This is a genomic window from Streptomyces sp. NPDC043680 (assembly GCF_056436685.1).
Window position 1 is genome coordinate 127,442 of record NZ_JBWKCE010000017.1, and the last position, 11,523, is coordinate 138,964.

The 11,523-nt window shown below is 67.1% G+C and carries 10 protein-coding genes and 2 pseudogenes; 10 read left to right on the top strand and 2 right to left on the bottom strand.

Annotated elements, in window-relative coordinates; translation table 11 throughout:
• Positions 1 to 222: 222 nt before the first annotated feature.
• The 5 genes and pseudogenes from AC0666_RS27350 to AC0666_RS27370 all read left to right on the top strand — a co-directional run bounded on the left by AC0666_RS27350 (position 223) and on the right by AC0666_RS27370 (position 4,820).
• Positions 223 to 1,086, top strand: a complete 864-nt coding sequence (locus tag AC0666_RS27350; protein WP_468974064.1) for a gamma-glutamyl-gamma-aminobutyrate hydrolase family protein — start codon at positions 223 to 225, stop codon at positions 1,084 to 1,086.
• A gap of 148 nt (positions 1,087 to 1,234) precedes the next feature.
• Positions 1,235 to 2,752, top strand: a complete 1,518-nt coding sequence (locus AC0666_RS27355; RefSeq protein ID WP_478708469.1) for an aminotransferase class I/II-fold pyridoxal phosphate-dependent enzyme — start codon at positions 1,235 to 1,237, stop codon at positions 2,750 to 2,752.
• A gap of 116 nt (positions 2,753 to 2,868) precedes the next feature.
• Positions 2,869 to 3,735 (top strand): 3-hydroxyacyl-CoA dehydrogenase family protein, encoded by an 867-nt coding sequence (locus AC0666_RS27360; RefSeq protein ID WP_468974060.1) that lies wholly within the window; start codon positions 2,869 to 2,871, stop codon positions 3,733 to 3,735.
• A 109-nt stretch (positions 3,736 to 3,844) separates the two neighbouring features.
• A pseudogene (locus tag AC0666_RS27365) lies at positions 3,845 to 4,028 on the top strand (AraC family transcriptional regulator); the annotation flags it as partial.
• A gap of 150 nt (positions 4,029 to 4,178) precedes the next feature.
• On the top strand, positions 4,179 to 4,820 hold the full coding sequence (locus AC0666_RS27370) for a hypothetical protein (protein ID WP_468974058.1): 642 nt from the start codon (positions 4,179 to 4,181) through the stop codon (positions 4,818 to 4,820).
• On the opposite strand, the gene AC0666_RS27375 is transcribed toward AC0666_RS27370, so the two are convergent.
• Together AC0666_RS27375 and AC0666_RS27380 are read right to left on the bottom strand one after the other, a co-directional pair.
• Positions 4,757 to 5,056: a hypothetical protein gene (locus tag AC0666_RS27375; protein ID WP_468974056.1), complete on the bottom strand. Its 300-nt coding sequence runs from the start codon at positions 5,054 to 5,056 to the stop codon at positions 4,757 to 4,759. The two genes, AC0666_RS27370 and AC0666_RS27375, sit on opposite strands and share 64 nt — an antisense overlap.
• Positions 5,057 to 5,255: 199 nt before the next feature.
• On the bottom strand, positions 5,256 to 5,780 hold the full coding sequence (locus AC0666_RS27380; RefSeq protein WP_468974054.1) for a nuclear transport factor 2-like protein: 525 nt from the start codon (positions 5,778 to 5,780) through the stop codon (positions 5,256 to 5,258).
• Positions 5,781 to 6,595: 815 nt separating this feature from the next.
• Here AC0666_RS27380 and AC0666_RS27385 point away from each other — a divergent pair.
• The 5 genes and pseudogenes from AC0666_RS27385 to AC0666_RS27405 form a co-directional block, all read left to right on the top strand.
• Entirely contained in the window at positions 6,596 to 7,216 is a 621-nt protein-coding gene (locus AC0666_RS27385; protein ID WP_468974052.1) for a hypothetical protein, read from the top strand.
• A 533-nt stretch (positions 7,217 to 7,749) separates the two neighbouring features.
• Entirely contained in the window at positions 7,750 to 8,166 is a 417-nt protein-coding gene (locus tag AC0666_RS27390) for a hypothetical protein (RefSeq protein WP_478708470.1), read from the top strand.
• Complete coding sequence (locus AC0666_RS27395) at positions 8,163 to 8,495, top strand: winged helix-turn-helix domain-containing protein (RefSeq protein ID WP_405676340.1); 333 nt, start codon at positions 8,163 to 8,165, stop codon at positions 8,493 to 8,495. Before AC0666_RS27390 ends, AC0666_RS27395 begins: the two co-directional genes overlap by 4 nt.
• An 838-nt stretch (positions 8,496 to 9,333) precedes the next feature.
• Positions 9,334 to 9,960, top strand: a pseudogene (locus AC0666_RS27400) (transposase family protein).
• 760 nt (positions 9,961 to 10,720) lie between these two features.
• The coding region (locus AC0666_RS27405; RefSeq protein WP_478708471.1) for an amino acid permease at positions 10,721 to 11,523 on the top strand (803 nt) is incomplete at its 3' end.

Here is an 11,523-nt window from a genome sequence, read left to right on the forward strand (position 1 = left end):
GCGTCCGCCAGGAGGATTCTGCCACCGGACAGGATGCGTGAGCAGTCTCGCTCCCTGCCGTGACCGTCCCCTTTCCACGCAGCGAGGTGCGCCCGTGCACCCGCCGTGCCGTGCAACGGAGCCTTGCTGCCCGCCGGTACGGCGCTACCCGCAGCCATCTCCGGCCCGTGGGTCCAGGAGGCGGTCAGCGATCCGACTGCCTGCACGTGAAAGGGGCGCTGCGTGCGCAAGCCACTTATCGGACTCACCACCTACCTCACCGAAGCCAGGTGGGGGGAGTGGGAGCTGCCCGCCGCGCTGCTGCCTGCGGCGTACGCCACATGCGTCCAGGCCGCGGGAGGCAGGGCCGTCTTGCTGCCGCCCGATGCGCCGGGCGCGGCGGCCGATGTCGTCGCTCGTCTGGACGGTGTCATCCTCGCCGGCGGAGAGGACCTGGATCCCGCCCTGTACGGGGCGGAGCCCCACCCCTGCGCGGGCACCCCCGTTCCCAGCCGCGACCGGTGGGAGCGCGCTGTCCTCAAGAGCAGTCTGGACCGCGACATCCCAGTCCTCGGAATCTGCCGCGGCATGCAGCTGATGAACGTTCATGCGGGCGGCACGTTGATTCAGCACCTGCCCGAAAAGGTCGGGCATGACGCCCACAATGCTCATCTGGGGTTCTTCGCGCCCCATGCCGTCACGACCGTGCCGGGCACCCGGATGGCCGCGCTCCTGCCCGGGACCCGGCAGGTGGCCTCCCATCACCACCAGGCAGTCGACCTTCTCGGCGCGGGCCTGGCGGTTACGGCCTACGCCGAGGACGGCACGGTCGAGGCCGTCGAAAGCACCCGGCACCACTTCGCCCTCGGCGTGCAGTGGCACCCCGAGATGAGTGCCGACCAAGCAGTCATACAAGCCCTGGTGACGGCAGCCCGGCACCGTACAACGGCAGCGTCGAACGAGCCGGCTGAGCGGCAATCACCGGTCGGCGGCGCTCCTTCCGAAGGCCCTTCAACCCCCTGCGCCAACCCTCGCTCCGCCGCCCAAGCCGACCGCCGAGCGGCGGCGGCCGACGCACCGGCGGCGTCGCTTCCTGCTCTTCACTAGGCGTCAGGCAGAACAGGCGGCCACCGTCTCCGCACCGTGCAGCGACACCGGGCAGCACCACCCCGCGTCCACACCACACCCCACGCCCCTCGACCGGGCGTGCCCCTTGCATGGAGTAACCGTGTCACCGATCGCCGACCATCCGCCCTTGACCTCCCCCGTCCCCGGCCCCGTCCCGTACGGCACCATGCGGCCTCATCGTCCAGAGGCGCTCTGGCAGGAAGCACCTCTTGCCGAGGCCCTGCTCGCGCTCGCCCGCCGGGATGTGACCTCATTCCACGCCCTGCCCCTCTCCCACGGCGACTCCCTGGGCAACTCGCCCATGCGTGACCGCTACACGGCCTTGTTCGGATCCGCGCACCTGGCCGCCGATGTCTCCTACAGCGGCGCCATGCTGGACTCCTACTTCCGGCCCCAGGGCCCCCTCCGGCAAGCCCAGCGGCTCGCAGCCCAGGCATTCGGAGCTGATCACACCTTCCTGCTCTCCGGCGGCACCAGTACGGCCAACCGCGTCGCCCTCGGCGCCATGACCCGCCCGGGCGAACGGGTCCTCGCCGACCGCAGCTGTCACCAATCGGTCCACTTCACCCTGCCGACCCTCGGCGTAGACGTCGACTACGCCCCGCTCCGCGGCTGCTGCGACCGCTGCCCCCGCGAGTTCGCCGACCTCCCCCGCCTGCTGCAGATGTACGCCCAAGCCCACGCAGCGGGCCGCCCCTACAGCACGGTGGTGCTCTCCGCCGTCTCCTACGACGGAATCCGCTACCGCCTTCCCGCCGTATTCGCCGCGATAGCCGAAATCAACTCCCACGTCCGTGTGGTCATCGACGAAGCCTGGGGCGCCGCCCACAACTTCCACCCACAGCTGCGCCCCCTGACCGCTCTGCAGGCATACCGCGCGCTGCGCCATTCCGCAGCAGCCGGTCGCATGGAGGTCGCCGTCACCCATTCCGCGCACAAGTCGCTCTCAGCGCTGCGCCAAGGCTCCTACCTCCACCTCATCGGCCCCGCGGACCTGGAAGAACGCGCGGCCCAGGAGCTGTTCCAGCAGCACACGACCTCTCCGAGCTGGCCGGTTCTGGCCAGTCTCGACCTGGCAAGAGCCCAGGCGAGCTCTGAAGGCGCGCAACTCCTCCAGCGCTCCATCGGCCTTGCCGACGCCATCCGGGCGCAGATCGGCACGGACCCGCAGTTGTCCTCCTACGAGGTACTCGGCCCGGACCGTCGGATGATGGAGGGCCTGCTTGTGGACGACGACCCGGTCCGCGTCATGGTCGGCGTGAAGGACCTCGGGATCTCGGCCTCGGACCTCCGTAGGAGGCTCTTCGATGAATACGGGCTGTACATCGCCCGTGAATGTGGGGAGGCGGTCCTGCTGCACGTCCACATCGGAGTGGACGAAGCAGCCGTACAGCGACTGCTGGAGGCAATGCGTGCCATCCAGCGCGGCCGTCAGGCAGCCTCCGGCATTCCGGAGGGAGGATCATCCGGCCACTTCATCATTGCCTACCCGCCGGGCATTCCCATCGCACTGCCGAGTGAGCCCCTCGACGAAGAACGCCGACGCGAAATCGCCGCCCTCCGCGCAAAGGGCAGTGAGATCTACGCCTTCCAGGGCCGAGAGCCGCACCGCCGCAACCCCCCTGTGCCCTCCAGCACGGACTGAGGAACCGGCGAGTGGCTGGGCATTCCCCCGCAGGAAGCCGGCCTTGCCCGGGCAGCCGGCACGGTGCGCGGGGGCCGGGACCGGTTTTCCCGACCTGGAGAAGAAGGAGGCACGGCATGACCTCAGCAGCAATGCCGCCCGCCGTCGTGGGCGTGATCGGGGGCGGCCGGATGGGGGCCGGCATCGCCCAGTCCTTCGCGGCCGCCGGGTCGTTGGTGGTCGTCGTGGAGGCGGACGCCGCGGCCGCGGCGTCCGCCCTGGACCGGATAGCCGCCGGCCAGCGGCGGGCCGCCCAGCGTGCGGGGCTCGGCCCACTCGCGTCCCGCGAGGTGCAGAACCGGGTCACCGCCGTGTCCTCGGTAGCCGATCTGCCCCACGACGCCGACCTGGTCGTGGAGGCGGTGCCGGAGGACTCCGCGCTCAAGGCCCGGGTGCTCGCCGCCGCCGAACAGGCCGTGGGGGAGCGGTGCCTGCTCGCCACCAACACCAGCTCCCTGTCGGTCACCCGCATCGCGTCGGCCCTGAAGCAGCCGGGACGGTTCCTCGGCATGCACTTCTTCAACCCGGTGCCCGTCTCTGCCCTGGTCGAACTGGTCCTCGCTCCCGAAACCACCGAGGAGACCCTGGAGGCGGCGGTCGGCTGGACGCACACCCTTGGAAAACAAGAGGTCGTCGTCCAGGACTCGCCGGGGTTCGCCAGCAGCCGCCTCGGCGTCCTCCTCGGCCTGGAAGCGATCCGGATGGTCGAGGAAGGAGTCGCCGACCCGGAGGCCATCGATACGTCCATGCGCCTGGGCTATGGGCACCCGATGGGCCCGCTGCACCTGACCGACCTGGTAGGGCTCGACGTACGGCTGGCCATCGCGGAATACCTGCACGCCACGCTCGGGGAGCGGTTCGCGCCGCCCCGACTGCTGCAGGAGAAGGTCGCCCGTGGCGAGCTGGGCCGCAAGACAGGTCAGGGATTCTACCGATGGCAGTGAACGACAACTGCTGCGGGTGTACCCGACCTGACCGGGCACAGGATGTCGGGGCCGGCAGGCTGCCTGCCGCCTGGCGCGTGATCACGAAAGAGGCAGGAGATCGGGAGCGCTGGAGCGTCTCAAGCAGGCCCTGGACTACATCGAGCGCCGCCTTGACCAGCAAGTCGACGTGGCCGGGGTGGCACGCATCGCGGTCACCTCGGAGCACCCTGCGCCGGATGTTCTCCGCGCTGGCGGCCATGCCGCTGTCGGCGTACGTACGGCGTCGTCGGCTCACTGTCGCGGGTGCCGAGGGGCCTCGGGAGACTCTACGGATGCTCACTGACAGTCAGCAGCGGCGAACTGAGGCGCCGAGTCCGAGGGCTCCCGTTCCGCACTGGTCACCGCGGATACGGCCCGATTGAGTTTCTCATCGCACCCACCGAAAAGAGCAGGTGAACACCTTGGAGAAGAAGACGCCGCCGTATTACTCCATGGACGAACTCATCGGCATGATGGATGAGCCCAATCGTTCCAGTTGCCGGCGCATCGTTGACGAGTACCGTGAGCTCCTGCAGCAAGCGCCCGGTTCATCCCATAATCACCATGCCTGGCAGGGCGGGTACTGGGACCACGTCGTCGAAGTGATGAACCTGTGGGTACTCCTGTACCGCACCTTTGAAGCCACCGGCCGCCTGGCCGTGTTGGCACCCGAGGAACAGTTCACCCTGGCCGATGGCTTGCCCGTGCTGTTCTTGCACGACATCGAGAAGCCCTGGCGTTGCCTGCTGGTGGACGGCAAGCCGGTCCGCAACGCGGACGGCAGTCTGGCAGTTCATCCCGAACTTGCCGACAAGCCCGCCCGCAAGGCATTCGCAGAGCGCAATCTGACCGAATACGGCATCGAGTTTTCGCCTCGACAGCAGAACGCCTGGCAGTTCGTTGAAGGCATGCGCGACAGCGACTACTCGCCCAAGGCCCGCGTCATGCAGCCGCTGGCAGCTCTATGTCACACCTGCGACCTGCTGAGCGCCCGCGCGTTCTACGATTTTCCCCGCCCCGAAGGCAGCGCTTGGGGTATGAGCCGAGTCGCAGCCGATGGATAGAGGGACCCTTCATGCGGACGGGGAAGTCTCGCGGGCCGAAAGAGCCGGCGGCGACGGAGCCGACGAGAGCCGGGACGCGCGCGGCCGACCGGGCTGGGCCCGCTTGTGGATCCCGTCGAGCGACCCGGACATGACTGGCGCCGATCACCGCCCCCTCGACGGCGCCAACAGGTCGTGCCCGAACCGAAGCCCTGTTGCCGGGGCAGGTACTCCCACTGGATACCGGTATGCAGCACGAACGTGATGTCGCACGAAGCCTGGCGGTCCGATACCCGAGGTCTGCCAGGCTTCGGCTACGGCCCAGGTTTGGGCAGCAACGGCTCGACCACTGGCCACAGTTCATTCGAGAGGATCCACGGAGGGGGGTCCCTGGCGTCGTGCGTAAGGCCATGAAGCACGTGGCCGGAGTGGCGTGCCGTGCGCATGACCTGGCGATCACGCCGGTGGGCGGTCGGGCTGGGCTGGTCGGTGTGACCGATCAGGACTGGCCATGGGCATGAAGACGCGATCTCCGCCGGCCACGACGGAGTCGAGCCATGTGCCCGCCAAGACGAGTACTCCCGCCGTGCCCGGCCGTCCCTGCCGCCTGGCAACCTGAGGCCCCAGCATGCGCAGGAAACGGGTGGCGGCTGTGAGCGGGCGCATCATGAGGGTGATACGTCGGATGCGGCCCTCATCGTCGAGATCGAGATACTGGGTCTCCTCCAACCGCAGGCGACCGACATTTCCTGCGGCGCGCAGGACCGCGTGCTGTCCTTCCTGGAACTGTGCCTCGTAGTGGATGCCGGTGAACACTTCGAATACGTCCGTCAGGAGTTCCTCGAGTTCACGGTGTCCCCTAAACGTGAACCGGTCGGTCAGTGGCGAAACGAGCTCGACGTCCTCGGACATAGCGGCCACTGCCGAGCTCGCATCACCCGCCTCGCCGGCCAGCCGCCACGCTGCGACGTAATCAGTCATGCCGTCCCCGCAAGGCGCTCGGCAAGGACGAGAGTGCCGGACGCTGGGCGTCCGCCTGGGCCCGGTGGACAGGGCCCCGCTCCGGACGAACCGCTCGACTGCAGGTACGACACGTGACAGACACCTCCATGGCCTCTGGCCTCTCCGCAACGGAGCTGAAACACGATCGGCGGCCCATCCGCCACGCGCCAGCGGTCGCCCCACTGGTTCGTGCCAAAAGCCCCGTTACGAGCACCCGTTCTGATGTGGCGAGCACGTGACGGAACCGCTGGGGACGCGCGGGTCACCGCCCGCGCCATACCGGCTCCAGCACGGCGTGGAGTGCTGGTACCAAATACATGTTTCATCCTGTCTTCAATGCCCCACCGCTACGGTTTCCGCCAGTCCTCTCGGCGACGACGGTACGGAACTTCCTTGCCGGGGATTTCCATCACGCCAGCACCCGACCGACCGGTCCGCGACTTACTGTGCCGCTGACTCGTGGGGTGATCCAGTGGGAGTTTTCGAGTAATAGTGATGGAAAAATATGACTGTTTATGCCGTGTTATGTTTGCCGGGCTCTGGCGGCCGTGGGCTCTCAGGTCCGTCATCGGGGCGAGTCCTCAAGGGAGCTGCAGCGGGTGGGCAGGGACTGGGTGCGTCCCTCTGCACCGCACTGCTTCGAACTGAACCGAAGCAGGCTTTGCGGGGCTCTGTCCGTCACTTGCGTCAGCAAGCGGGCTCGAACGACATCCCTGATGCTCCAGCTGGGGGTCGCGGCCTAGCCGTCTCAATCCGACTCCGCCCGGCTCGCTGGCCGTGCCGGGGATGAGTGAGTGACGACCTCCGATGAGGCAAGCGGTCTGATCTGCCTTAATCGCAAAAGGAAGAAACAAGTGAAGAATCGATTTGTCCCCTTCTGTGTGGTGTGTCTGCTGAGTTTGAGTGCGTGTTCCGCAAATGGTCAGGAAACCCGACCTCCCGAGACGCCGTCGAGCACAGTGCAGGCGGCCAGATACCCGAACACGGATGCAGGTTTCCGGAAGTTGATCACAGCGGCCCGTACTGACCCGGATGTAGTGGCTTCGCTCAAGCCGAGCGCCACTGATTACGCAGTGCTCTTCGAGCCGGATTTCGCGGCCAAAGCCGAGAAGATGTACGAAGAGTGGCTCTGGTCCAAGGCCCCCGCCACGCTCGGCCCCGATCCTAAAAAGACGGAAATCACCGTCGCGAAGGCAACCACTGACGACATCAGGGAATGGCCGGAGCGAGTCAGTGAAAATTTCCCCGGTGGGTATGAGAGGGTGGGGCCTTACCTCAAATCGGGAACGACAATCTACCGGTGGAAGTATGTAGAGCCAGGCGAAGTTATCGGCACGGCGTACGACGGAATGGCCTACATCAACGGGCGCTGGGTGTGGTTCCCGAAGCCGTGGCGCGTCCTCGAACAGTCCTGATCTAAGAGGCCGTTCCATCCCCGTGTTTATCCCGGAAGGGACAACGAGTGCACCCACCACCACGGTCGGCTGTTCCCCGCACTGCCGGCCGTCAGTGGCAGGGGAGCGGCCGCCGGTGACAGCAACTACCGGCAGGAGTCGCCGACTTGGACTCGGTCTCCTCATCAGAGCGGGGCGGGGTGCGGGCGCCTCGTGAGTGTGTGGCGGCTCACTGAACTGAGCCTCCGCCAACTTGAAGTCGCAGGTCAAAGGGCTGGTGTGAACGGTCCTCGGGGTACTCGTGCTGGCCGTAGGCGGGAGTCCGTGGAGAAGATCGTCTGTCAGTCGGGCGGCTTGTTTGGCCACGTGGCCGCGCCATGGAGAGTGATCCAGTAGGCCCGGACCGGACAGCACGGGGTGACGCTCGCCGACTCGAGCCGATAGGTCCCGCATACACGCTGCCGATTCTCCATCCCGTCAAGTAGTTGCTAATGTGGAAAGTAGATGCCGGGGTGTAAACAGGGGCCCCTCGGCGGCAACGGGAGGGGTGTGCCATGGGTGAACAGGCTGCTGCAGCCGCAGCATTGAAGGGGACTGCGCGGATCGAGACGACCGCGCGGGTGCGAAGCCGCTGGTACGTGGGCTACCTGTGGCTGTTCGCTGTCTGGCAGCTGGTCCTGGTTCCTGCCGTGCTGCTGTGGCACGGGGCGACGGGGGCACTGGTCAGCGCACTTGCAAATGCCCTCGTGGTCATGGGGTTGTCTTTGTTCGCCGTACGACAGCCTGTGATTCCGCGCGGCTACGGCGGCCTGCACCTCAAAGTGGTGGGTGCCTGGGCGGCTGCCTACGTCTTGGCCCTCGTGCTCGGCTTCACGTTCTTCGTGAGCAGCGTCGCCTTCGCCGCCGTGGCTGCTCTCGTATGCGCGCTGCCGGCTTCCGCGGCGGCCTGGCGGGAAGCGCGCGCCGCATGATGCCGGAAGCCTCGGTCGGTGCAGGGCAGGCCCCTCACCCGCGACACGACCTCGCTCCTCTTCTGGCCTCGGCTGTGCGTCTGTCGATCGTCGCAGCTCTCGCTGCTGTGGAGAAGGCCGAGTTCGCCTACGTGCGGGATCTCGTGGAGATCACCGACTCCGCCTTGTCGAAACAGGTCTCGCGCCTGGAACAAGCGGACTGGGTGACAGTCGAGAAAGGGCAGGTCGGACGTCGGCCGCGGACCTGGCTGCGTCTGACCGAGGACGGAGCAGATGCTTACCGGCGCCACCTTGCCGCGCTGACGGCGATCGCGGGCCCACTGCAATAGAGCGGCATGGACAGGCGAGAACGGCTGGCCACGGTGTGAGCAGGCGTTCTCAGCCAGCTGGTCGGTTTCTCCTCGGTGTCGCCCGGATGCCTTCTACGATCCGACGCATGCTGGATCCCGAACTGGTGGAACGGATCACTGCACGGCGTGCGGAACTGGACGAACTCGAAGAACGGCTGGCCAAGCAGCTGGCGGAAGTACGAGCGTGACGAACTCGCTGTCGCCGAACGTGTCCTTGAGCGGGTGAGTGAGCAGCTCGCCGACGAACGCGCCCAGGCTGTGCCGATACATGGCCAGGTGGGCGGCCGGGCGGTGATGCTGATCCCACACCACAAGCCGGGCGCGGACGAAAGCATGCTCCCGCCGGACTACCAGCGCATCCTCGCCGCCGTGCGGCAGGCCGCCGGACCAGTCATGGCCCGCGAGGTCGGCGAAGCGGTGGGGGTGGACGTCAGCGTGGCGGGCCAAGCTGGAACCACTACGCAGCAAGCTGGTCAGACTCGTCGATCGCGGCTGGCTCCGGAAACTGCCCGACGGTCGGTTCACCACCCGCCTGTGACCAGGAACGCCGCTACTCGGAACGGCTCGGCACAGGCGTAACCGGGGTGCTCCCGGCGGCCGTTGGAATTGTGTGAAGAATGCCAAAAAGCGCGCCGAGAACACCTGCTCGTTTGTCTACCAGTGTCGCCTGCCGCTGTCCACGCGCACCGTCAACCACCTCGCCGATCTACTGCGGCGCCATCTGAAGGCGATTCGGTCCCGGTGGCGGATCCTGCCACCGGAGAAGATCGCGGTGATCGTCCTGGCCGTACTGCGCCACGATCAGCGCCTGGCCGACATGGCCGGCGGCAACAACGTGTCCGAGTCCACCGTCCGCCGCTGGCGCGACGAGCTGATAGGACTGCTCGCCGCCCAGGCGCCGCGCCTGGACCGCGCCTTGAAGACGGTCGCCCGGCAGGGCGGGGAGGTGGTCCTGATCGACGGCACCCTCATCCGCACCCAACGTCGCACCGGGAAGGCCGATCGGCGGAACTATTCCGGCAAGCACCACAGCCATGGCCTGCACTTCCTCGCCCTGACCGACGAGAGAGGCCGTCTGATCTGGATATCCGCCGCCCGGCTCGGCCGCACCCACGACAACACCGCCGCCCGCCACGACCACATCCTGGCCCACCTGCGCGCGGCCGGCCTCGGAGCGTTGGCCGACCTCGGCTTCCGCGGCCTGGACAACGACATCCGCGACCCCGTGATCGTCACCGGCTAGGCCGCCAGCCGCACCCACAAGCTCACCCCGGGTCAGAAGGACGCCAACCGCGTCCTCGCCGTCGGACGTGCACCGGTCGAGCACGGCTTCGCCCACCTCAAGAACTGGCGGATCCTCGCCAAGCTCCGTTCCGATCCCGCCCGCGCCACCCAGCTTCTGCGCGCTCTGCTCGTCCTGACGAACCTCGAAGTCGACCGCTGACGGATGATCTTCTCCGCGGACTCCCGTCCACGACCAGCATGAGCACCCCGAGGACCGTTCACACTAGCCCTTTGACCTGCGACTTCAAGTTGGCGGAGGCTCAACTCCAGCGCATCGCCCACGCACACCAGGGCGCACCATGGTGACGCTCGTGCGGAGGCCGACGAGCACTGTCGAAAGGCGACCCACCGCGCCTGGCGAAGTCACCGTCGTCCTGGATGCAGGGCCACCACGTTCCCGGCTCCCCGGACCTGACCGTCCTCGATGCCTGCCCAACAGCTCTGCCCCGGCCTGCCGTTCGCCTGAAGAGGCGGCCTCTGCGGAACATTTCGCGCCCGGGGGGCCCATCTGTGCCGCAACACGCCCTGGAGCCGGCAGAGGCGGCCGCGGGCTACGTCTTGACCTGCCGGCCGTCCCGCATCGGACACACCCGCCTGACCCCCGGCACCTGGGCACGAACGTGCTGACATCGTTCGGTTTTCTCGACGATGAACGATCGGAAACTTGCGCTGGAAAAGGTGCATGCCGTTCGGCACAGTAACCCCGGGTCAATCAATCGCTCTTTCTAGACGAACGTTCAGTAGGGCGGGGTGAAAGCCGGATGGCCGCCTTTGCCACCTCGTTCTGCAACGCGGGCGACCGCGCGAACCCCCGGCCGCGTACCACGGTCTTTGACCGACGGCGCGAGCCTATCGACATCTTGAGCGGACCGGCAGTATCGGACCGCACGGAATCATTTTATGGAAAGTGAGAGCCAGGCGTGAGTGAGCAGCCTCTCGTGACGCCCGCAGCGCCATCCAGACCGGCCCGGCCCGATGTCGACGCTGGAGACGCCGGTTACAGCAAGTCGTTGAAGTCCCGGCACGTCAGCATGATCGCCATCGGCGGTGCCATCGGCACCGGCCTCTTCCTCGGTGCCGGCGGCCGCCTCGCCGAGGCCGGCCCGTCGTTGTTCGTCGCGTACGCGGTCTGCGGTGTCTTCGCCTTCCTCGTCGTCCGTGCGCTCGGCGAACTCGTCCTGTACCGCCCCTCGTCCGGCGCCTTCGTGTCGTACGCCCGTGAGTTCCTCGGTGAGAAGGGCGCCTACACCGCGGGCTGGATGTACTTCCTGAACTGGGCCACGACGGGTATCGCCGACATCACCGCGGTGGCCACCTACACCCACTACTGGGGCATGTTCTCCGACATACCCCAATGGGTGATCGCGCTGATCGCCCTGACGGTCGTCCTCGCGGTCAACCTGATCTCGGTGCGGATCTTCGGCGAACTGGAGTTCTGGTTCGCAATCATCAAGGTCGGTGCCCTCGTCGTCTTCATGTGTATCGGCATCTTCCTGCTGGCGACCCAACACCCCGTCGACGGTCACAACCCCGGTCTGTCCGTGATCAGCGACAACGGGGGTGTCTTCCCCAACGGGCTGCTGCCCATGCTCCTGATCACCCAGGGCGTCATCTTCGCCTACGCCGCAGTCGAGCTGGTCGGCGTTACCGCGGGCGAGACCGAGAACCCCGAGAAAGTCATGCCCAAGGCGATCAACTCGATCATGTGGCGCGTGGGGCTGTT